This window comes from Pseudomonas sp. MAFF 730105 (assembly GCF_055380705.1).
In genome coordinates, this window is sequence record NZ_AP018438.1 from 886,243 (window position 1) to 907,242 (window position 21,000).

At 60.4% G+C, this 21,000-nt stretch carries 18 protein-coding genes; 10 read left to right on the plus strand and 8 right to left on the minus strand.

The features are described from left to right. Positions 1–80 precede the first annotated feature (80 nt). From PCOSP_RS03770 to PCOSP_RS03790, 5 genes are all read right to left on the minus strand, one after another. Positions 81–2,948 (minus strand): FAD-binding and (Fe-S)-binding domain-containing protein, encoded by a 2,868-nt coding sequence (locus PCOSP_RS03770; RefSeq protein ID WP_464710374.1) that lies wholly within the window; start codon positions 2,946–2,948, stop codon positions 81–83. Next, complete coding sequence (locus PCOSP_RS03775; protein ID WP_464710376.1) at positions 2,945–3,616, minus strand: LutC/YkgG family protein; 672 nt, start codon at positions 3,614–3,616, stop codon at positions 2,945–2,947. Before PCOSP_RS03775 ends, PCOSP_RS03770 begins: the two co-directional genes overlap by 4 nt. Next, the gene (locus PCOSP_RS03780) at positions 3,613–5,070 is read right to left on the minus strand and encodes a LutB/LldF family L-lactate oxidation iron-sulfur protein (RefSeq protein ID WP_464710377.1); all 1,458 of its coding nucleotides are present in this window, start codon (positions 5,068–5,070) and stop codon (positions 3,613–3,615) included. The genes PCOSP_RS03775 and PCOSP_RS03780 overlap by 4 nt, the downstream gene beginning before the upstream one ends. Further along, entirely contained in the window at positions 5,067–5,891 is an 825-nt protein-coding gene (locus PCOSP_RS03785; protein WP_464710379.1) for a (Fe-S)-binding protein, read from the minus strand. Before PCOSP_RS03785 ends, PCOSP_RS03780 begins: the two co-directional genes overlap by 4 nt. 147 nt (positions 5,892–6,038) lie before the next feature. After that, positions 6,039–7,733, minus strand: a complete 1,695-nt coding sequence (locus tag PCOSP_RS03790) for a lactate permease LctP family transporter (RefSeq protein WP_175385918.1) — start codon at positions 7,731–7,733, stop codon at positions 6,039–6,041. Positions 7,734–7,996: 263 nt separating this feature from the next. Between PCOSP_RS03790 and PCOSP_RS03795 the strand changes: the two genes are divergently transcribed. Beyond that, positions 7,997–8,764: an FCD domain-containing protein gene (locus PCOSP_RS03795; protein WP_139648183.1), complete on the plus strand. Its 768-nt coding sequence runs from the start codon at positions 7,997–7,999 to the stop codon at positions 8,762–8,764. Between the two features lie 127 nt (positions 8,765–8,891). On the opposite strand, the gene smpB is transcribed toward PCOSP_RS03795, so the two are convergent. Beyond that, positions 8,892–9,374, minus strand: coding sequence for an SsrA-binding protein SmpB (smpB, locus tag PCOSP_RS03800; RefSeq protein ID WP_024779966.1), 483 nt, complete (start codon positions 9,372–9,374; stop codon positions 8,892–8,894). Between the two features lie 118 nt (positions 9,375–9,492). On the opposite strand from smpB, the gene PCOSP_RS03805 reads away from it, so the two are divergent. Genes PCOSP_RS03805 through PCOSP_RS03815 form a run of 3 tightly spaced genes read left to right on the plus strand, consistent with a single transcriptional unit; the run spans position 9,493 to position 11,646 of the window. Then, positions 9,493–10,896, plus strand: a complete 1,404-nt coding sequence (locus tag PCOSP_RS03805; protein WP_464710380.1) for a sodium-dependent transporter — start codon at positions 9,493–9,495, stop codon at positions 10,894–10,896. A gap of 7 nt (positions 10,897–10,903) precedes the next feature. After that, complete coding sequence (locus PCOSP_RS03810) at positions 10,904–11,347, plus strand: type II toxin-antitoxin system RatA family toxin (protein ID WP_464710382.1); 444 nt, start codon at positions 10,904–10,906, stop codon at positions 11,345–11,347. Next, positions 11,344–11,646: an RnfH family protein gene (locus tag PCOSP_RS03815; protein WP_464710383.1), complete on the plus strand. Its 303-nt coding sequence runs from the start codon at positions 11,344–11,346 to the stop codon at positions 11,644–11,646. The genes PCOSP_RS03810 and PCOSP_RS03815 overlap by 4 nt, the downstream gene beginning before the upstream one ends. A gap of 59 nt (positions 11,647–11,705) precedes the next feature. Here the strand turns inward: PCOSP_RS03815 and PCOSP_RS03820 are convergent, their stop codons facing one another. After that, on the minus strand, positions 11,706–12,230 hold the full coding sequence (locus PCOSP_RS03820; protein ID WP_041025007.1) for an outer membrane protein assembly factor BamE: 525 nt from the start codon (positions 12,228–12,230) through the stop codon (positions 11,706–11,708). Between the two features lie 97 nt (positions 12,231–12,327). Here PCOSP_RS03820 and fur point away from each other — a divergent pair, with 97 nt between their 5' ends. Then, the gene (gene fur, locus PCOSP_RS03825; protein ID WP_024779961.1) at positions 12,328–12,732 is read left to right on the plus strand and encodes a ferric iron uptake transcriptional regulator; all 405 of its coding nucleotides are present in this window, start codon (positions 12,328–12,330) and stop codon (positions 12,730–12,732) included. 67 nt (positions 12,733–12,799) lie between these two features. On the opposite strand, the gene recN is transcribed toward fur, so the two are convergent. Continuing rightward, the gene (gene recN / locus PCOSP_RS03830; RefSeq protein WP_139648191.1) at positions 12,800–14,473 is read right to left on the minus strand and encodes a DNA repair protein RecN; all 1,674 of its coding nucleotides are present in this window, start codon (positions 14,471–14,473) and stop codon (positions 12,800–12,802) included. 241 nt (positions 14,474–14,714) lie between these two features. On the opposite strand from recN, the gene grpE reads away from it, so the two are divergent. The 5 genes from grpE to carA all read left to right on the plus strand — a co-directional run bounded on the left by grpE (position 14,715) and on the right by carA (position 20,916). Further along, positions 14,715–15,281, plus strand: coding sequence for a nucleotide exchange factor GrpE (grpE, locus tag PCOSP_RS03835; protein WP_024779959.1), 567 nt, complete (start codon positions 14,715–14,717; stop codon positions 15,279–15,281). Between the two features lie 102 nt (positions 15,282–15,383). Further along, the gene (dnaK, locus tag PCOSP_RS03840) at positions 15,384–17,300 is read left to right on the plus strand and encodes a molecular chaperone DnaK (protein WP_464710384.1); all 1,917 of its coding nucleotides are present in this window, start codon (positions 15,384–15,386) and stop codon (positions 17,298–17,300) included. Between the two features lie 282 nt (positions 17,301–17,582). Further along, positions 17,583–18,707, plus strand: a complete 1,125-nt coding sequence (gene dnaJ, locus PCOSP_RS03845; RefSeq protein WP_041025002.1) for a molecular chaperone DnaJ — start codon at positions 17,583–17,585, stop codon at positions 18,705–18,707. Between the two features lie 9 nt (positions 18,708–18,716). Further along, positions 18,717–19,523 carry a 4-hydroxy-tetrahydrodipicolinate reductase gene (gene dapB / locus PCOSP_RS03850; RefSeq protein WP_139648195.1) on the plus strand — a complete coding sequence of 269 codons (807 nt, stop codon included), beginning with the start codon at positions 18,717–18,719 and terminating at the stop codon, positions 19,521–19,523. Positions 19,524–19,779: 256 nt separating this feature from the next. Next, positions 19,780–20,916, plus strand: a complete 1,137-nt coding sequence (carA, locus tag PCOSP_RS03855) for a glutamine-hydrolyzing carbamoyl-phosphate synthase small subunit (RefSeq protein ID WP_053152119.1) — start codon at positions 19,780–19,782, stop codon at positions 20,914–20,916. Positions 20,917–21,000 lie beyond the last annotated feature (84 nt).

A 21,000-nucleotide genomic window follows, 5' to 3' on the forward strand; every position in this document is an offset into this window, starting at 1 on the left:
CGTGTGGTCTCGGTGCTGCCGGTCACGGACAGGCCGAGTCGTTGTCGTAGGGCCCGACAGAGCCGGGCCTATTCAAGTGACTACAGCGAAGCGCAGGAATTCGATTTTTCGTCGAGCCCTGTAGAAAGCCCTTCACCGCTGGCGGGTTTGGCCTGGGTGACGCGGTCTACCAGGTACACCAGGCCGTGGTAGTCGATTGCGCCATGTTGTGTCAGACCAATCTCACAGGTGCGGCTGGTGGAGATACCCTCGGTGCAGTATTGAACCGCGTCCTTGAGGGTACGCAGCGAGTGGGCGTTGAGTTCAGGCGTGGTAAAACCCTTGTCCCCGGCGAAACCGCAGCAATGAATGCCTTCGGGAATGACCACGTGCTTACTGCATTTACGTACCAGATCGATCAGCGCCTGACTTTCGCCAAGGTGCTGGGTACTGCACGTGACATGCACGGCAATCGGCTCATCCTGAGGGTTGAACGCCAGGCGCTCGATCAGATGCGTGCGAATGAAACGTACGGGGTCGTACAGGTCCAGGCGCACGTCGCCAAGGTCTTGGACTAGCCGCAATGTGCACGGGCTGGTGTCGCAGTAGATGGGGTCGAGGCCGCCGCGGCTGGCGTTCAGCAGTGCGCCGATCAGTTCCTGGCGTTTGTGCTCGGCTTGTTCGGCATAACCTTTTGAGGCGAAGGGTTGGCCGCAGCAAAGGCTGTCGACGTTGTCGGGAAAGACGACCTGATAACCGGCTTTTTCCAGTAGCTGTCGGGTTTTTTCGTACAGCGAAACCTGCTCTTTATCTCCTGTCGCAGGGCCCATGACGCGCGACACGCAGGCCGCCAGGTACACCACTCTCGGGCGTTCGTCCGAGACGGCCGGGCTGAAGCGGATGGGGTTTTCCGGCTGTGGCATGGCGGGGGTCCATTGCGGCACCTGGCCCTTGGACAAGCGGTTCAGCCCGGTTGACCAGCGTGCCAGCCGTGGTGCCCCCAGCAGCATGCGCGCGCCGTTGGCAACGTGCAGGGTAAAGCGCGCTCCTTGCAGGGCCAGGGCGAAGTTGCTCGCGAGCCAGTCGGCGGTTTTCGTACGCGTTGCGGTACGGCCGCGGAGCTTTTTCACCAGGTCGCCGGTATTGATGCCTACCGGGCAGCGTTGGGCGCACAGCCCGGTCGCGGCGCAGGTGTCGATGCCTTGATATTGATAGGCCGTTTCCAGCTCGGACGTGTCGATGCCCGCGCGCTTTTTCGCCTGGATGTCCCGCCAGATCACAATGCGCTGGCGCGGGCTCAAGGTCAGGTCCTTGGACGGGCACACCGGTTCGCAGAAACCGCATTCGATGCATTTGTCGACGATCTCGTCGGCGGCGGGCAGGGGTTTGAGGTGCTTGAGGTGGATCTGTGGGTCTTCGCTGAGCACCACATCCGGATTGAGGATGCCATTGGGATCGAGCAGGCGTTTGAGTTGCCACATCAATTGGTAGGCGTCACTGCCCCATTCCAATTCGACGAAGGGCGCCATGTTGCGTCCTGTGCCGTGCTCGGCCTTCAGCGAACCGCCGAATTCCACCGCGACCAACTGCGCCACGTCATCCATGAACGCTTGGTAACGTGCGACTTCTTCAGGGTTGTTGAAGCCTTGGGTGAAGACAAAGTGCAGATTGCCTTCCAGGGCGTGTCCGAAAAGGATCGCTTCGTCGTAATGATGTTTGTCGAACAGCTCGATCAGGCGGTTCACGCCCACTGCCAGCTGTTCTACCGGGAAGGTCACGTCTTCGATGATGACCGTGGTCCCGGTTTTACGCACCGCGCCCACCGCCGGAAAGGTGTCCTTGCGGATGGCCCAGAGTCGGGCGTTTTCCTTTGGGTCTTCGGTAAAGTCGACCTGCTTTTCCACCGGGAAGCCGGCCAGCGAGGCCATGATCCGCGCCAGTTGTTCTTGCAGCAAAGACGAGGACGCGGCGCGGGATTCGATCAGCAGGGCGCAGGCATTTATCGACAGGTGTTGGACGAAATCCGGCATGCCTGGCTTGTCCTGGACGGAGCGCAGACTGCGACGGTCCAGCAGCTCTACGGCCGATACCGGTTGGCTTTTCAGCACGGTGACGGCGTTGCAGCAGGTTTCCACGTCCGGGAACACGATCAGTGCCGAGGCTTTGTTCGGATGGTCGATTACTGTGTTGTAGGTCACCGCGCTGATGAAACCGAGGGTGCCTTCGGACCCCACCAGCAAGTGGCTCAAGATATCCACAGGCTCGTCGAAATCCACCAGGGCGTTGAGTGACAGGCCGGTGGTATTTTTCAGACGGTATTTGTGGCGAATTCGGGCGGCCAGTTCGGTATTGGCGCGGGTCTCGCGTCCGAGAGACGCCAGCCGCTCAAGCAGTTCGCCGTGACTGGCTCGGAACGCGGCCACGCTGGCGTCGTCTTCGGTGTCGAGGCGGGTGCCATCGGCCAGTACCAGGCGGATGCCGGCCAGGGTGTGATAGGTGTTCTGCGCCGTGCCGCAGCACATGCCGCTGGCGTTGTTGGCGACGATGCCGCCGATCTTGCAGGCGTTGATCGACGCCGGATCCGGGCCGATCTTGCGTCCGAACGGTGCCAGCCAGGCATTGGCCTGGGCACCGATCACGCCCGGCTGCAAACGGATCTGCGTGCCCTGTTGGCGAATCTCGCGGCCGTTCCAGTTGTCTCCCAGCACAATCAGCACCGAGTCGCTGATGGCTTGCCCCGACAGGCTGGTGCCGGCCGCGCGGAAGGTGACGGGAACGTGGTCGCGCTGGGCCAGTTTCAGCAGGGCGACCACCTCTTCTTCGCTTTCGACCCGTACCACCAGTTTCGGAATCAGCCGATAGAAACTGGCGTCGGTGCCGAAGGCCAGGGTCGACAGGGGATCGTCGAAACGGCGCTTTTGTGGGATCAGTTGCTGTACGTCATGTAGGAAAGAGGCTGGAAGGCTCATTGGTCCTCCAGAATCAATACCACCAGATCCTTGGGACCGTGGGCGCCATAGGCGAGGACTTGTTCGATGTCGGCGGTTTTCGAGGGACCTGACACCAGCAGGGCGTTGGTGGGCATGCCTTGGGCCCATTCGAATTCCTGCTGCACTTCATAGAAGTTATCGCGGATCTCGCTGGCCTTGAGCAGGGCGAAATGTACTGGCGGTACGAGGCTCATCAGCCGCGGTTCTTCTCGCGTCGGCCACAGGATCAGGCTGCCGGTCGCGGCGATTGCACCCAGGGTTCCGGTCAGGCTGGCGGGGGTGTCGTTGAACAGTTCGGCTTTCCATTCCTCGACCGGCCGGTCGTAGGCCTTGAGAGGCGGCAGGTCCGGATTATTCGCCCAGAACTGTGTGATTTTTTTCCCATGAGTGGTGGTTGGGGCGATCAGCAGGCTCGGCAGCTGCCGGTCGCGCAGCAACTGCGCCAGCAGCGTCGTCCAGCCTTCGCCCGACGTCAGGTGGATTTCGGTGTGCACCGCTTCCATCAGCTTGCGCAACTGCGGGATGCGCTCTTCGGGCGCGTAGCGATAGGTTTGGGTGACCAGGTCGACATCGAAATGGTCGGCAACTGGCGTTGTGCCGGTCAGGCTTTTGCGCAGCTTGGCGAGAATATTGTCCCGAGCGCTCATCGGCGGTCTCCCTGGGCTTTCAGGTGGTCGCGGGCCAGGTCATGCAACGAGCGGGCGGCGGGTTTCGGGGCGCTGTGGTTCTGGGTCCAGGGGCCGACGTTGCTCGGCGTCAGGGCACGCAGGCGCGTGGCCAGAAAGCCGAACAGCCTATACAGCCGTGGCGAACTGTTGAGCCAGGTCCAGGCATTCCAGATGAAGCGTTCCTTGGGCGAATACTTGCTGCCCTGGCCACGCATCACTTGATTCGGACTGTCCGGTGCCTTGACGTTTTCTTCCCGTAGGCGCCGCAGCAAGGCTGGAATCGGAATCTTTACCGGGCACACTTCACCGCAGGCGCCACACAGTGAGGAGGCGCTCGGGTGGTCTGGCACTTTGGCAAGGCCGACCATGTGCGGCGTGATGATTTTTCCGATAGGTCCGGGGTAAACCTCGCCGTAGGCGTGACCGCCGATTCGGGTGTAGACCGGGCAATGATTCATACAGGCGCCGCAGCGGATGCAGTTCAGGGTCTGGCGCAATTCGCTGTCGGCAAAGGCCTGGCTGCGACCGTTGTCCAGCAGCACCAGGTGCACTTCCTGGGGGCCGTCCAGTTCGTCGGCCTTGCGCGGGCCGGAGATCATGTTGACGTAGGTGGTGATCGGCTGGCCGAGGGCCGAGCGGGTCAGCAGCGAGAGCAGCGGCACGACATCGCGCAGGTTCTCCACCACTTTCTCGATGCCGGTCACGGCGATGTGCACCGGTGGCACGGTGGTGGACATCCGTCCGTTGCCTTCGTTTTCCACCAGCAGCAGGGTGCCGGTCTCGGCGACGGCGAAATTGACGCCCGACACGCCGATGTCGGCCTCGAAGAATTTCTGCCGCAAGACCTTGCGACCGATCTGAATGAGTTGGTCGACGTCCTTGGTGTACTCCACGCCGAGTTTGTCGTGGAACAAGGACGCGACCTGACCGGCATTCTTGTGGATCGCCGGCATAATGATGTGTGAAGGCTTCTCGTGGTCGAGCTGGACGATGTATTCCCCCATGTCGGATTCGAGACATTCAATGTCCCGAGCCTCGAGGAAATGGTTCATCTCCATCTCTTCGCTGACCATCGATTTGCCCTTGATCACTTGCCGCGCCTCGTGAGCGCGGATGATCGAGAGGACGATGCCGTTGGCCTCGTCCACCGTTTCCGCCCAGTGCACAGTCACACCGTTGCGGGTCAGGTTGCTTTCAAGCCGCTCGAGCAGGTCGGGCAGCTTCGATAACGCACGGGCGCGGACGGCATTGCCCAGCACCCGCAGGTGTTCTCTTTCGTGGGCATCGCTGAAGGACGTTGCCCGCTTGGTCATCAGTGAATCCATCGCACTGCGAAAGTTGTTTCGCAATTGCGTGTCGCCCAGGGCCTTGTGGGCGCGGGCGCGAAAATCTTCCTGCAATTCAACGGCAGGGATCAGCGTCGGCGTGCTCATGCGGCACCTCCGGTACGCTGCCAGAGGAAGCTCGCCAGGTGCTGACCGCGCAACGCCTCCTGCTGTTTTTCCAGTGCGCCGTTGATATTCATCAGGCAGCCGCAGTCGGCACTGATGACCTTGTGTGCGCCGGATTCCTTCAACGCCCGGGTCTTGTCGGCCACCATCGCGCCGGAAATATCCGGCATGCGCACGCTGAATGTCCCACCAAAGCCGCAGCATTCGCTTTCGTGGCTGTGTTCGACCCGCTCCACATTGCGTAGCTGCGCCAACAGCGCGCGGCCGTGCAGGTGGGTATTCATTTCACGCCGTGCCGAGCAGGACGTGTGCAGCGCAATCTTCACCGGTGTGCCGCTGTCCTCGAGCTGCACCTTGCAGACGAACAACAGGAACTCGGCCAGTTCGTAGGTCCGGGCAGCCAGGGCCTGGATCTGCTTGAGCGTTTCGGGCTCGTCCTTGAACAGGTCGGCGTAATGCTCGCGCAGCATGCCGGCGCAGGAACCCGAGGGCACCACCACCGGATAGTCTTCGGCGAACAACGCCAGTTGCGCCCGCGCCACCGTCCGGGCCTGCTCGGTATAGCCCGAGGTGTACGCCGGTTGCCCGCAACAGGTTTGCCCTTGCGGATACTCCACCCGGATCCCTTCGCGCTCCAGAAGATGAATCGCGTCCATTCCGGCTTCGGGATAGAACAGGTCCACCACGCAGGTGCCGAACAGGTAGACCCGTTGCGGTTTTTCGCTGGGGTATTGCCGAGGCTCGGGCTGTGGCGGGGCGACACGGGTCGCGTTCGGCACGGCGTTGTAAAAAAGCTCGCTCATCAGGCGTGTCTCCGGGTGGTCCCGGTTATCCGTCCGCTGAGGCTGCTGAATATAGAGATCAAATCTTTCAGCAGCCTTGCAGACCCGGTTATCGATAGCGGACGCCGAAGGGTTCCGGCGTCGGTTTTTCCATACAGCTTGTAGGACTCAGTGCACCAGCATGCCGGTGAACCAGTAGGCCTGGGCCAACGTGATCAAGCCGACGATCGTTGCAAAGAATAGGCTGTGTTTCAGGGTAAAACGGAACAGGTCCGACTCTTTGCCCACCAGCCCGGTGGCTGCGCAGGCCACTGCGATTGATTGCGGCGAAATCATCTTGCCGGTCACGCCGCCACTGGTATTGGCCGCCACCAGCAGCGTGTCGTTGACGCCGATCTGGTGTGCGGTGGTGGCTTGCAGCGAGCTGAACAGGGCGTTGGAGGAGGTATCGGAGCCGGTCAGGAACACCCCCAGCCAACCCAGGAAGGGCGAGAAGAACGGAAATGCCGCGCCCGTGCCGGCCAGCACCAGGGCCATGGTCGACGACATGCCCGAGTAGTTGGTGACGAAGGCGAAGGCCAGCACCATGCCGATCGACAGGATGGGCCAGCGCAGTTCGAAAAGGGTTTCCTTGAAAGTGGTAAGACCAGTTTTTGGGTTGATCTTCAGCACCAGCATCGAGATCAGCGCTGAGAAGAAAATCGCCGTGCCGGTGGCAGAAATCGGATCAAGCTTGAATACGGCCGGAATGGCGGTGGGGTTGACCACGATGGGGGCGACCTTGATCACCATCTGATCCAGGTGCGGGATGGCGAAGTTGAATACCCAGGCGTACATCGAGCCGCCGGCGGCGAACATCGCCTTGAAGGGTTTCAAGGTCCAGATCGTGACCAGTACGGTAAGGATCAGGAACGGCGACCAGGCCTTGATGATTTCTCCCAGGCTGTAGGGCGAAGCCACGGTGCTGCGCGGTTGGCCGAAACCGCCGACGCTTGCGGTCACCGTTGTGCCGGAAGTGGCGCCGGCAATCTGCGCGCCTGCGCTGCGTTTGGGCTGCCAGACTTTCAGGAACAGCGTCAGCGAGATCAGGCTGGCGAGGGCCGAGGTGATGTCCGGCAGTTCCGGACCGATGAAGTTGGAGGTGAAGTACTGGGTGACGGCGAAGCTCAGGCCCGCCACCAATGCCGCCGGCCAGGTCTCCCGCACGCCGCGCAGGCCATCCATCATGAACACCAGCCAGAACGGCACGAACAGCGACAGTAATGGCAGCTGGCGTCCGGTCATGGCGCCGATCTTGACAGCGTCGATCCCGGTGACCTGGCCGGCCACGATAATCGGAATGCCCAGGGCGCCGAACGCCACGGGCGCGGTGTTGGCGATCAGGCACAGGCCGGCGGCATACAGCGGGTTGAAGCCCAGGCCCACCAGCAGCGCGGCAGTAATCGCCACCGGTGCACCGAAGCCGGCTGCACCTTCCAGGAAGGCGCCGAAGCAAAACCCAATCAACAGCACTTGCAGGCGCTGGTCATCGGTGATCGACAGCACCGAGCTGCGGATGACCTCGAACTGGCCGCTCTTGACCGTCAATTTGTAGAGGAAGACGGCGGCGACGATGATCCAGGCGATGGGCCACAGGCCATAGGCAAAACCGTAGCCGGCGGCGGCGAAGGCCATGTCGGCCGGCATGTTGAAGGCAAAGATCGCCACGGCAATCGCCAGGGCCAGGGTGATGCTTCCCGCCACATGCCCCTTGAGGCGAAACACCGCCAGGGCCAGGAAGAAAAATACGATGGGAATGACGGCCGCAAGTGCGGACAAGCCGAGACTGCCGAGCGGGCTGTAAAGCTGTTGCCAGGTTTGCATGGTGGGTGAGCCCCTAATTGTTGTTGGTCAGGCACTGGTCAGCGGTTTTGGTTAATTGGTAATACCAATTTACAAGCGCTGTCGGCTAGGGTAAAAGCCTTGGTTGTCATGTGTCAATTTGCCGCCCTGAAACTTTCGTCGAATAAGTGCGGCAGATCCCATCTGATCTGTTTGCCTAAATGGCTTCTGGTGGATGTAGGCAGGGCCCGGATGGGCCAGAATAGAGAGCCCGGCGAGCGGTCGGGATCGTGGAGAGTCGAGTTATGGGGTTTGATCAGATTCGTCAGCGCCGTTTGTCTGACGATATTGTCGAGCGGCTTGAAGGAATGATCCTTGAGGGCACGCTGAAGTCTGGTGAGCGGCTGCCGGCCGAACGGACCCTGGCCGAACAGTTCGGCGTTTCACGTCCCTCGCTGCGCGAGGCGATCCAGAAGCTGACGGCCAAAGGCTTGCTGGTCAGTCGTCAGGGCGGTGGTAACTATGTAGTGGAGTCGTTGGGCTCGACATTCAGCGATCCGCTGTTGCAGCTATTGGAAAGCAATCCCGAAGCGCAGCGTGACTTGTTGGAGTTCCGCCACACGCTGGAAGCATCCTGTGCCTATTACGCGGCGTTGCGGGCCACGGAAGTGGATCGCGAGCGGCTGACGGCGGCGTTCGATGAGTTGCAGGATTGCTATGCCCGCCACGATGAAGTGAGCCGGGCGGAAGAGGGCGCGGCGGATGCCCGGTTCCACCTGGCGATTGCCGAGGCCAGTCATAACGCGGTCCTGCTGCATACCATCCGTGGGCTGTTCGACCTGCTCAAGCGCAATGTGGTGACCAACATCGGTGGCATGTACAAGCAGCGCAGCGAAACCCGCGACATGCTGATCAGCCAGCATCGGGAGCTGTACCAGGCAATCATGGACGGACACGCCGAGCAGGCGCGGGAAGTGTCCAGCCGACATATCTTGTATGTGCAGGAAGTGTTGGAAGAAGTGCGTCAGGAAGTGCAGCGGGTGGCGCGGGCGGAGCGGCGCAAGGGGATGTAGCCAGCCAGGTTTCGGCAACCTGTGGGAGCGAGCCTGCTCGCGATAGCGGTGGGTCGGTCAACTTCGATGTCGACTGACCCACCGCTATCGCGAGCAGGCTCGCTCCCACATTGGATTGTGCGCGGGCTTACTCTTCCTTGCCCTTGTTGCGCACTGCGCGCTGCAGTTCGCGACCGGCATCGCGCTCACGCTCGGTATCGCGCTTGTCGTATTCCTTCTTGCCCTTGCCCAGCGCAATTTCGCACTTGATCAGGTGCTTGCTCCAGTACAGCGAGGTACAGACACAGGCGTAGCCCTTCTGCTGTACGGCAGCGAAGAGTTTTTCCAGTTCACGCTTGTTGAGCAGCAGCTTGCGCGAGCGCACCGGGTCGGCAATCACGTGGGTACTGGCGGTGGTCAGTGGCGTGATATGGCTGCCCAGCAGCCAGGCTTCGCCATCCTTGAGCAGCACGTAGCTGTCGACCAGTTGCGCCTTGCCTGCACGCAGGCTCTTTACTTCCCAGCCGGCCAGGACCATGCCAGCCTCGAAACGCTGTTCGATGAAGTAATCGTGTCGCGCCTTTTTATTTTGCGCGATGGTCCCTGTGGGGTGTTTCTTCTGTTTAGCCATAGGGGCGGCATTATAGGCAGTTGCGTGCGTGTCGGCTACGGTGAAGCAGCATGCTTGAGCACGTTGAATGAATCCCGGACAATGCGGCCTCTTTTTTGAACGCTTGGGCGTGATCACGATGTCGACAGACAAGGTTTCTGTCCACGGCAGTTGGGCTAGCCGCTGGGTCTTCATACTCGCTGCGACCGGCTCGGCCGTGGGACTGGGTAGTATATGGAAATTCCCCTACATGGTCGGCGTCTACGGTGGCGGTGCCTTCGTATTGATGTTCCTGGCATGCATAGCACTCATCGGCGCGCCGGTGATGCTGGCCGAGACCTTGATCGGTCGCCGCGCCCGGCAAAGCCCGGCCAATGCCTTGAAGGTGCTGGCCGTGGAAGCGGGGCACTCGCCCAAGTGGTCGTGGGGAGCCTTCGCCGGGATGATCACGGCGCTGCTGATCCTGTCGTTCTACAGCGTGGTCGGCGGTTGGTCGCTGGATTACATCATCGACATGGGGCGCGGCGACTTTCAAGGCGTGGCACCCGATCAGGTGGGCGCCTACTTCGGCGGTGTCATCTCGGATCCCTGGAGATTGACGCTCTGGCACACCGTCTTCATGTTGCTTTCCGCCGTGGTGATCGCCAAGGGCGTGGTCGCGGGGCTCGAGCGCAGCCTGCGAATCATGATGCCGCTGCTGTTCGTGATGATCCTGGTGCTGCTGGGCTACAGCATGACCACCGGGCATTTCATGGAAGGCCTGCACTTCATGTTCGACTTCAAGCCGGAGAAAGTCCTGGGCGGCCTGCTGCCAGCCATGGGGCATGCGTTTTTCTCCCTGAGCGTCGGGGTCGGCTCGATCATGATCTATGGCGCCTACATGCCCAAGAACGCCTCTCTCACCAGGACCGTCGTCGGTGTCGCGCTGCTGGATACCTTCGTGTCGCTGATGGCAGGTATGGCGTTGTTCCCAATTGTGTTCGCCGCGGGCCTGAACCCCAGTGAGGGCCCAGGCTTGATGTTTGTCAGCTTGCCCTTTGCCTTTGGCAACATGGCGTTCGGTCAGGTGATGGGCGTGATATTTTTCGTCCTGGTCGCCATCGCGGCCTGGAGCTCGGCGATTTCCCTGTTGGAGCCCATGGTGGCTTACCTGGTTGAACGGACCCGGATCAGTCGCGCCTGGGTGACGTTCTGGCTGGCTTTCACCTGCTGGTTCGTGGGGCTGGGGACGGTGTTTTCCTTCAATATATGGAAGCAGGCGAAGTTTTTCGTGAACGAAGACGGCCTGTTCCGCCTCTACCAATGGGGAGCAACCGGAGGACTGGATTTCTTCGGCGTGATTGATTTCTTTACATCACGGATCATGCTGCCACTGGGTGGTTTGTGTTTCGTGGTATTTGCAGGGTGGATCATGGGGCGTGAAGCCGTACGCGATGAGTTGTCGCTGCGCAGCCCTGTATTGTTCGCCTTGAGTCTGTTCCTGATGCGCTACGTGGCGCCGATCGGCATCCTCGTGGTGTTTGCCGCCCAGCTGTGGAAGTGACGCTTACATGACGACACATATTCAACGCTCGGCCTTGCTGCCCTATCCGGCGCAGGTGCTGTACGACCTGGTCAACGATGTGGCGAGTTATCCGCAGTTCCTGCCCTGGTGCTCGTCCGCCGAGGTGCTCGAGAGCTCCGAGACCCATATGCGTGCCAGCCTGGGCGTCGCCAAGGGCGGGCTGAGCCAGCATTTCGTGACGCGCAATACCCTGGTGCCGGGTCAATCCATCGAAATGAACCTGGAAGAGGGGCCTTTCAATCAGCTCCACGGTGTTTGGGTGTTCAAGCCGCTGGGTGAGAAAGCCTGCAAGATCAGCCTGGATCTGTCGTTCGACTACGCAGGCCCGCTGGTTCGGGCCACGCTGGGGCCGTTGTTCAATCAGGCGGCCAATACCCTGGTCGATGCGTTCTGTCAGCGCGCCAAACAACATGCAGAGCTCAAACGTTGATTGAGATAGAAGTGGTCTATGCCGCTGTCCAGCGGCAGGTCTTGCGAAAGTTTACGGTGCCGCAAGGCACGACGGTTCGCGCTGCGCTGGCGGCCTCGGGCATTGCCGATGAGTTTCCAGAGCTCGACCTGGCCACTTGTCCGGTGGGGATTTTCAGCAAGGTGATTGCCGATCCAGAGCGCCAGGCAGTTCAAGCGGGCGATCGGCTTGAGATCTACCGGCCGTTGCTGGCGGATCCGAAGGAAATTCGTCGTCTGCGCGCGGCCAAGGCTGCTCAGGCACGCAAGCCGGATCAATAATCGGGCTTGGATTGCAGGCAATAAAAAACCCGGCATGCCGGGTTTTTTCATGTCGCAATTTATTGCGGCGTCGTGTCCAGTGGTTCTGGCGTCGGGACGGGGACGGTTTCGACGCTGTCCACATCCTTCTGGATCTGGTCCAGCAACGAACCTGGCTTGACCGGTTTTTCCGGTTTCGCCTTCTCGCCGTTCTCGGCCGGTGTGACCGTCGTGCCACTGTCCTTGCCCATGATGGCCTCGTCGCGACTCACGCCAGGCATGAAATCGCCTGACAGGCTGACGAGTTGATCGTTGGCATTGAAGATAACGCTGATGCGTTCCTGCTGGCGTTCACCGCCGCCAGGCTGCAAGCTGTAGAGATAATCCCAGCGATCGGCGTGGAACGTGTCGGTCAGCAGGGGATTACCCATGATAAACCGTACTTGCCGGCGGGTCATTCCCGGGCGTAACTGGTCTATCATGTCCTGCGTCACGACATTGCCCTGCTGGATGTCGATTTTGTAAACCCCGGGGAATGAACAACCGGCGAGTGCGAGCAGTCCCACGAAGGTGAAACTGGTTAGCAAGAGCTTGGTGTTTTGCATCGGTGGGCGACTTCCACTATCTTGGCTGGGACAACGTAAACGCCGATCATACCCGCATTAAGAGTAGCTGCGAAGCAGCATCGCGAGAAAGCTGACCATGGTTGAAAATAGCGAACTACGCAAAGCCGGCCTCAAGGTGACACTGCCACGGGTCAAGATTCTGCAAATGCTCGACTCCGCCGAGCAGCGGCACATGAGTGCCGAAGACGTCTACAAGGCCCTCATGGAAGCAGGCGAGGACGTCGGTCTGGCCACGGTTTACCGTGTTTTGACCCAATTCGAGGCTGCCGGCCTCGTGGCTCGCCATAATTTCGATGGCGGCCATGCGGTCTTCGAATTGGCGGATGGGGAACACCACGACCACATGGTGGATGTGGAAACCCGTGAGGTTATCGAGTTCATCAGTCCTGAAATCGAAAAGCTGCAGAAAGCAATTGCTGAAGAGTATGGCTTCGAGCTGATCGATCACCATCTCGTCTTGCATGTACGCAAGAGGAAGTAAGCGTAGGAAATGAAAGAAGGCGACCTCAGGGTCGCCTTCTTTCATTTGGGGGATCGTCCCGGCTTCTTCAGGATTTCGCCGCGACGACCATTTTTTTCGCGTGGGCCAGGGATTCCTTGGTGAGATCGATCCCTCCCAGCATCCTTGCCACTTCTTCAACGCGCTCGCTCTTGCTGAGCTTGGACACTGCGGTACGGGTGGCGTCCTCGCCACGCACCTTGTGGACAAATAGATGTTGATGTCCTTGTGCGGCGACCTGAGGCAGGTGAGTGACCGTCAGCACTTGGCCGCGCTCCCCCAGCCTGCGTAGCAACTGACCGACAATTTCTGCGGTCGGCCCGCCAATACCCACGTCCACTTCGTCGAATACCAGCGTCGGCACGCGTGAGGTTTGTGCGGTGATGACCTGGATGGCCAGGCTGATTCGTGACAACTCGCCCCCGGATGCAACTTTCGCCAACGCCTTGAGGGGTTGTCCAGGGTTGGCGCTGACCAGCAGCTCCACCTGCTCCAGTCCGTTAGGCTGAAGTTCGTCCCCTGCGTTGGGGCGCAGTTCTATAGTGAAGCGCCCCCCTGGCATGCCCAGGCGCTGGATTTCCTGCTCCACGGCGCTGGCCAGTCCGGTGGCGGCTATGCGGCGCAGCTCGCTGAGTTCCTTGGCCTTCTCCTGGTAATGACGGGCATAGGAGGCCAGTTCATCCCCCAGGCGTTCGATGGACTCGTCATTGGCATTCAGGGTTTCCAGCTCTTCCAGCAGGCGTTGCTGCAGCTCGATGACATCGGTGGGCTGGACGCGGTGTTTGCGGGCCAGCGTATAGATAGTGTCCAGGCGCTCTTCCAGGTATTGCAGGCGCGCCGGGTCGGCGTCGAAATGATCGAGGAACCGGTTGAGTTCCCCCACGGCTTCTTCGACCTGGATCTGTGCGCTGGTCAGCAGGTTGGTTGCTTCGCTCAGGGCGCCGACGGAGTTGTTCACGCTGGAGAGTCTGTTCAGGCTCGCCGTCAGCGCATTGAGCACATTGCCCGAGTCGCTTTCGCTGCATTGCTCGACGACTTGTCGGCAGATGCCCAGCAGGGTTTCGGCATTGGTCAGGTTCTTGTGCTCCTGCTCCAGTTCTTCCAGCTCGTTTTCTCCCAGTGCCAGGTTCTCCAGCTCTTCGAGTTGGTAGCTCAGCAGTTGGTGGCGGGCACGCTGTTCGTCGCCGGAGTTGGAGAGTCGGTCCAGCTCCTGCCGGGTCTGGCGCCAGCGTTGGGCTGCCAGTTGGACCTGGCGGGCCAGGTCGGTGGCCCCGGCATATTCATCGAGCAGGCGACGATGGGTGTCGGTCTTGAGCAGGGATTGGTGTTCGTGCTGGCTGTGGATGTCGATCAGCAATTCCCCGAGAGCCTTGAGGTCACCCAGGGGGCAGGGAGTGCCGTTGATGTAGCCTCGGGAGCGGCCTTCGGCGGTGATGACCCGGCGCAGGATGCACAGGCCATCGGTATCCAGGTCGCGCTCGGCCAGCCAGGCGCTGGCTTCGGGGATATCGACCAGGTCGAAGGTCGCCAGGATGTCGGCCTTGTCTGCTCCGGGGCGTACCACGCCGCTGTCGGCGCGATCACCCAGTGTCAGGCCCAGGGCGTCGAGCATGATCGACTTGCCGGCACCGGTCTCACCGGTAATCACGCTCATGCCTCGGTCAAGTTCGAGGTCGAGGTGTTCGACGATGGCGTAGTTGTGTACGGACAGGTGCACCAGCATAAGGCCGCTCCCAGGCGTTAGGTCTGGTTATTTATACAGTGTTTTGTTTCGGGCTGACAATGCCTTCGCTTAGCTCGATTTGCTTGGGGAAGCGAATTTCTTAGCGCGGCAGGTAATAGATATGCAATTGCTTTTTGTAAGGTCAATTCGTCGAACACCCCTTGAAGCTGGAAAACCCGGCCCCATATACGGGGGCAGAAGCGCGAGTAGAGCTCGCGGACGAAGTTGAGAGGAGAAAACTATGGCTGACGAACAGACGCAGGATACGCAAAACCAAGAGGCCAATCAGACCTCCCAGGATTCGGGTGGCGATCTGGCGGCCCGTGTACAAGTGCTCGAGGAGCAACTGGCCGGTGCGCAGGATCAGGCGTTGCGCGTAGCAGCCGACCTGCAGAACGTCCGCCGTCGCGCCGAGCAGGATGTGGAAAAGGCTCACAAATTTGCTCTGGAGCGCTTCGCCGGCGACCTGCTGCCGATCATCGACAGCCTGGAGCGCGGCCTGGAGCTGTCCAATCCGGACGACGAGAACATTCGTCCGATGCGCGAAGGCATCGAGCTGACCCTGAAAATGTTCCAGGACACCCTCAAGCGCTATCAGCTCGAAGCCCTCGATCCTCACGGTGAACCCTTCAACGCCGAGCACCACCAGGCCATGGCGATGCAGGAAAGTGCCGACGTCGAGCCAAACAGCGTTTTGAAGGTTTTCCAGAAAGGTTACCTGCTCAATGGCCGTCTGTTGCGCCCGGCCATGGTCGTGGTCAGCAAGGCGCCAGCACCGGTTTCACCTTCTATTGACGAGCAGGCTTGAAATCGGGCGCAGCGGCCCCATCTAAGAAGTCAAGCGTTTAAGTGCTACCGCGGTTAACCACCACTGCCGCGGCAACAAAATCCAAGTTCCGGGAGAGTTAACATGGGCAAGATTATCGGTATCGACCTGGGGACCACCAACTCGTGCGTCTCCGTGCTGGAAAACGGCAAGGCCAAAGTCATTGAAAACGCCGAAGGCGCACGTACCACGCCGTCGATCATCGCGTACGCCAACGATGGCGAAATTCTGGTTGGCCAATCGGCCAAGCGTCAGGCAGTGACCAATCCGCATAACACCCTGTATGCGGTGAAGCGTCTGATCGGTCGTAAGTTCGACGAAGAAGTCGTTCAGAAAGACATCAAGATGGTGCCTTACAAAATCGCCAAGGCTGACAATGGCGACGCCTGGGTTGAAGTGAACGGCCAGAAAATGGCGCCGCCACAGATCTCGGCTGAAATCCTGAAGAAAATGAAGAAAACCGCCGAAGATTACCTCGGCGAAGCGGTGACTGAAGCCGTTATTACCGTTCCTGCCTATTTCAACGACAGCCAGCGCCAGGCGACCAAAGACGCCGGCCGCATCGCGGGCCTGGACGTAAAACGCATCATCAACGAACCTACCGCGGCAGCTCTGGCCTATGGCATGGACAAGGCCAAGGGCGATCACACCGTGATCGTTTATGACCTGGGTGGCGGTACCTTCGACGTGTCCGTGATCGAAATCGCTGAAGTCGATGGCGAGCACCAGTTCGAAGTATTGGCTACCAACGGTGACACGTTCCTCGGTGGTGAAGACTTCGACATTCGCCTGATCGACTACCTCGTCGACGAGTTCAAGAAAGAAAGCGGCATGAACCTCAAGGGTGACCCGCTGGCCATGCAGCGCCTGAAAGAAGCCGCTGAAAAAGCCAAGATCGAACTGTCCTCGAGCCAGTCGACCGATGTGAACCTGCCGTACATCACTGCAGACGCCACCGGTCCTAAGCACCTGAACGTAAAAATTTCCCGCGCCAAGCTCGAAGCGCTGGTGGAAGACCTGGTTCAGCGCACCATCGAACCTTGCCGCATCGCGATGAAAGACGCCGGTATCGACGTTGGCTCGATCAACGACGTGATCCTGGTGGGCGGTCAGACCCGTATGCCGCTGGTGCAGAAGCTGGTGACCGATTTCTTCGGTAAAGAAGCACGTAAGGACGTGAACCCGGACGAAGCCGTTGCCATGGGTGCTGCCATCCAGGGCGCGGTTCTGGCCGGTGATGTGAAGGACGTTCTGCTGCTCGACGTCAGCCCGCTGACCCTGGGTATCGAAACCATGGGTGGCGTGATGACCGCGCTGATCGAGAAGAACACCACGATTCCTACCAAGAAATCCCAGGTGTTCTCGACCGCCGACGACAACCAGGGCGCCGTGACCATCCACGTCCTGCAAGGCGAGCGCAAGCAGGCTGCCCAGAACAAGTCCCTGGGCAAGTTCGACCTGGCCGAGATTCCGCCAGCGCCACGTGGCGTTCCGCAAATCGAAGTGACCTTCGACATCGACGCCAACGGCATCCTGCACGTCGGCGCGAAAGACAAGGCCACCGGCAAGACCCAGTCGATCGTGATCAAGGCCAACTCCGGCCTGTCCGAGGAAGAAATTCAGCAGATGGTTCGCGATGCTGAAGTCAATGCCGAGGAAGACCGCAAGTTCGAAGAGCTGGCCAGTGCCCGCAACCAGGGCGATGCCCTGGTGCACTCGACTCGCAAGATGATCGCCGATGCTGGCGAAAAAGTGACCGCTGAAGAGAAGACTGCCATCGAAGCGGCCGTGGTTGCCCTGGAAGCCGCCGTCAAAGGCGACGACAAGGCTGCCATCGAAGCGAAGATCGAAGAGCTGTCCAAGGTCTCCGTGCCAGTGGCCCAGAAAATGTATGCCGAACAGGCTCAGCCAGCTGAAGGCGCCGCGCAGCAAGGCGAATCGGCCGAAAAAGCCGACGACGTCGTCGACGCTGAGTTCGAAGAAGTGAAAGACCACAAGTAATCGCTTGTTGGTCGGCCGGTTGACTGCGTTTGTGCGGTGGCTGGTAGGATGTCGCCGCGCGGGAGCTTGCTCCCGCGTTGGCGTGTCTGGAACCCATGAATTTTTACAGCATGCGACAACGTTCGGGTGCTGATGGCGTGATCGGGAAAGCTCCTGCTTTTCGTAAAGCCTGAGACCAGGATCGCTGAATCGACGTGGTTGGGTCCGGGCCTGTAGGGGCTCAACGAGTTGGGCGAGGCTCAGGAGAGCTTTGCCGGACGTCCTATAAGAGTGCAAAGACTAATGGCAAAGCGTGATTTCTACGAAGTATTGGGTGTCGAGCGGGGGGCGAGCGAGGCGGATCTGAAAAAGGCCTATCGTCGCCTGGCGATGAAGCACCACCCGGACCGTAATCCCGGCGATAAAGCGTCGGAAGAAATGTTCAAGGAAGCCAACGAGGCTTACGAAGTACTGTCCGATTCCAGCAAGCGCGCGGCTTATGACCAATACGGGCATGCCGGTGTCGATCCGAGCATGGGCGGCGGCGGTGCCGGTTTTGGCGGCCAGAACTTCTCCGACATCTTCGGCGACGTGTTCAGCGATTTCTTCGGTGGCGGTCGCGGCGGTGCCCGTGGTGGTGCCCAGCGTGGCAGCGACTTGCGCTACACGCTGGAGTTGAACCTGGAAGAGGCGGTGCGTGGTACGACCGTCAATATCCGCGTGCCGACGCTGGTCAATTGCAAGCCGTGCGATGGTTCGGGTGCCAAGAAGGGCTCCTCGCCTGTCACTTGCCCGACCTGCGGCGGTATCGGTCAGGTTCGCATGCAGCAGGGCTTCTTCTCGGTGCAGCAGACCTGCCCGCGTTGCCATGGCCAGGGCAAGATCATTTCCGATCCGTGCGATTCCTGTCACGGCGAAGGGCGCGTCGAGGAATACAAGACCCTGTCGGTGAAAGTGCCGGCTGGCGTCGATACCGGTGACCGCATTCGCCTGTCCGGCGAAGGCGAGGCGGGTGCCCAGGGCGGCCCGACCGGCGACCTGTACGTAGTCATCAATGTACGCGAGCACTCGATCTTCCAGCGTGACGGCAAGCACCTGTTCTGCGAAGTGCCGATCGGTTTCGTCGATGCTGCGCTGGGTGGCGAACTCGAGATTCCAACGCTCGACGGTCGCGTGAAGCTGAAAATCCCCGAGGGCACGCAGACCGGCAAGCAGTTCCGGATCCGTGGCAAGGGCGTTGCGCCTGTGCGCGGTGGCGGTGCGGGCGACCTGATGTGCCGCGTTGCGGTCGAGACGCCGGTCAACCTGAGTCGGCGCCAGCGCGAATTGCTGGAAGAGTTCCGCAGTTCGCTGGCGGACGACAACAGTCACTCTCCGAAAACCACCGGTTGGTTCGAAGGCGTGAAGCGCTTCTTCGGCGATCTGTAAGGAGGTCGCATGCGACGTATAGCTGTGATGGGCGCCGCTGGGCGCATGGGCAAGGCGTTGGTGGAGGCGGTGCAGCAGCGCTCGCCGCTCTCCGGTCTGACGGCTGCCATCGTTCGGCCTGACAGCACGTTGGTCGGTGCCGATGCAGGTGAGCTGGCGTCGCTGGGACGCATCGGTGTGCCGATGTCCGGTGGCCTGGAAAAAGTGCTCGACGAGTTCGATGTCCTGATCGATTTCACATTGCCGGAAGTGATGCTGAAAAACCTTGCCATCTGCCGCAAGCACGGCAAGGCCATGGTCATCGGTACCACTGGGTTGGACGCTGCCCAGAAGCAGTTGCTGGCCGATGCAGGCAAGGATATTCCGATCGTGTTCGCGGCGAACTTCAGCGTCGGTGTAAACCTGTCGCTGAAGTTGCTCGACCTGACTGCCCGGGTCCTGGGGGATGACGCTGATATCGAGATCATCGAGGCGCATCACCGGCACAAGATCGACGCGCCTTCGGGAACCGCCTTGCGCATGGGTGAAGTGATTGCCGATGCGTTGGGGCGCGACCTGCAGGCCGTGGCCGTGTACGGGCGCGAGGGGCATACCGGCGCCCGTGAGCGGGAAACCATTGGTTTTGCCACGGTACGCGGTGGTGATGTGGTGGGGGATCACACGGTGCTGTTCGCCACCGAGGGCGAGCGCCTGGAGATCACCCACAAGGCTTCCAGTCGGATGACGTTCGCCAAGGGTGCCGTCCGAGCCGCGCTGTGGCTGGATGGCCGCGAGCCTGGTTTGTACGATATGCAGGACGTACTCGACCTGCGTTGATGCCCATGAAGGCGGGGTTCAGGTTATACTGCGCCCCGTTTTACACCGCTTCGCGACACCCTGTCGCATTCCCCTGCCTTTAAGGCTCATTAGCGGTGGACCAAAAAAGCCTTTTTCTGTAAGCTACAGCTTTAGTGTGTCCACTAAAAGCGCGCAGAATAATTCAGTGAAAAAAGCGGGGTGACGTGTCCATACGTCACTCCGCTTTTTTACAACCTGCGATCGCCCTTTCAGGCTTTATTTACGGGAGGTCTTCTTGACTAAGCCAGCCATACTCGCCCTTGCTGATGGCAGCATTTTTCGCGGCGAAGCCATTGGAGCCGACGGTCAGACCGTTGGTGAGGTGGTGTTTAACACCGCAATGACCGGCTATCAGGAAATTCTTACCGATCCTTCCTACGCCCAGCAAATCGTTACCCTGACTTACCCGCACATCGGCAATACCGGCACTACGCCGGAGGATGCCGAGTCCGACCGCGTCTGGTCTGCCGGCCTGGTCATCCGTGACCTGCCACTGGTTGCGAGCAACTGGCGTAATACGATGTCCCTGTCCGATTACCTGAAAGCCAACAACGTCGTGGCGATCGCTGGGATCGACACCCGTCGCCTGACCCGTATCCTGCGGGAGAAGGGCGCGCAAAACGGCTGCATCATGGCCGGCGACAATATCTCCGAAGAAGCTGCCATCGCCGCCGCCCAGGGGTTCCCGGGTCTCAAGGGCATGGACCTGGCGAAAGTCGTCAGCACCAAGAAGCAGTACGAGTGGCGTTCCTCGGTCTGGAACCTGAAGACCGACAGCCACCCGACGATCGAAGCGTCCGAGCTGCCGTATCATGTGGTTGCCTACGACTACGGCGTCAAGTTGAACATCCTGCGCATGCTGGTCGAACGCGGTTGCCGCGTGACCGTGGTGCCGGCGCAAACCCCGGCGGCTGATGTACTGGCCCTCAATCCCGATGGCGTGTTCCTGTCCAACGGCCCGGGTGACCCTGAGCCTTGCGACTACGCGATCCAGGCGATCAAGGATGTGCTGGAAACCGAGATCCCGGTGTTCGGCATCTGCCTCGGTCACCAACTGCTGGCCCTGGCGTCGGGCGCCAAGACCCTGAAAATGGGTCATGGTCACCACGGTGCCAACCACCCGGTCCAGGACCTGGACACCGGTGTGGTGATGATTACCAGCCAGAACCACGGCTTTGCTGTGGATGAAGCGACCCTGCCGGCCAACGTGCGTGCGATCCATAAGTCGCTGTTCGACGGTACGCTGCAAGGCATCGAGCGCACCGACAAGAGCGCGTTCAGCTTCCAGGGCCACCCTGAAGCGAGCCCGGGCCCGAACGATGTGGCGCCGCTGTTCGATCGCTTCATCAATGAGATGGCCAAGCGACGCTGACCGCGTGAAGCCCGAGGGCGGCCCCGAGTACGGCGGCCCCCGCGGGCGCTTCAAAGATTGTTCGACGGCCTAGCCGACAGACCT

What these genes read in the sequence shown, in the direction of transcription:
- dapB (WP_139648195.1), top strand. Translation starts at nt 18,717, where the DNA reads ATGCGACGTATAGCTGTGATGGGCGCCGCTGGGCGCATGGGCAAGGCG.
- PCOSP_RS03775 (WP_464710376.1), bottom strand. Translation starts at nt 3,616, where the DNA reads ATGAGCGCTCGGGACAATATTCTCGCCAAGCTGCGCAAAAGCCTGACC.
- grpE (WP_024779959.1), top strand. Translation starts at nt 14,715, where the DNA reads ATGGCTGACGAACAGACGCAGGATACGCAAAACCAAGAGGCCAATCAG.
- PCOSP_RS03790 (WP_175385918.1), bottom strand. Translation starts at nt 7,733, where the DNA reads ATGCAAACCTGGCAACAGCTTTACAGCCCGCTCGGCAGTCTCGGCTTG.
- PCOSP_RS03820 (WP_041025007.1), bottom strand. Translation starts at nt 12,230, where the DNA reads ATGCAAAACACCAAGCTCTTGCTAACCAGTTTCACCTTCGTGGGACTG.
- PCOSP_RS03780 (WP_464710377.1), bottom strand. Translation starts at nt 5,070, where the DNA reads ATGAGCACGCCGACGCTGATCCCTGCCGTTGAATTGCAGGAAGATTTT.
- PCOSP_RS03810 (WP_464710382.1), top strand. Translation starts at nt 10,904, where the DNA reads ATGACGACACATATTCAACGCTCGGCCTTGCTGCCCTATCCGGCGCAG.
- dnaK (WP_464710384.1), top strand. Translation starts at nt 15,384, where the DNA reads ATGGGCAAGATTATCGGTATCGACCTGGGGACCACCAACTCGTGCGTC.
- dnaJ (WP_041025002.1), top strand. Translation starts at nt 17,583, where the DNA reads ATGGCAAAGCGTGATTTCTACGAAGTATTGGGTGTCGAGCGGGGGGCG.
- recN (WP_139648191.1), bottom strand. Translation starts at nt 14,473, where the DNA reads ATGCTGGTGCACCTGTCCGTACACAACTACGCCATCGTCGAACACCTC.
- PCOSP_RS03795 (WP_139648183.1), top strand. Translation starts at nt 7,997, where the DNA reads ATGGGGTTTGATCAGATTCGTCAGCGCCGTTTGTCTGACGATATTGTC.
- PCOSP_RS03785 (WP_464710379.1), bottom strand. Translation starts at nt 5,891, where the DNA reads ATGAGCGAGCTTTTTTACAACGCCGTGCCGAACGCGACCCGTGTCGCC.
- PCOSP_RS03805 (WP_464710380.1), top strand. Translation starts at nt 9,493, where the DNA reads ATGTCGACAGACAAGGTTTCTGTCCACGGCAGTTGGGCTAGCCGCTGG.
- fur (WP_024779961.1), top strand. Translation starts at nt 12,328, where the DNA reads ATGGTTGAAAATAGCGAACTACGCAAAGCCGGCCTCAAGGTGACACTG.
- smpB (WP_024779966.1), bottom strand. Translation starts at nt 9,374, where the DNA reads ATGGCTAAACAGAAGAAACACCCCACAGGGACCATCGCGCAAAATAAA.
- PCOSP_RS03770 (WP_464710374.1), bottom strand. Translation starts at nt 2,948, where the DNA reads ATGAGCCTTCCAGCCTCTTTCCTACATGACGTACAGCAACTGATCCCA.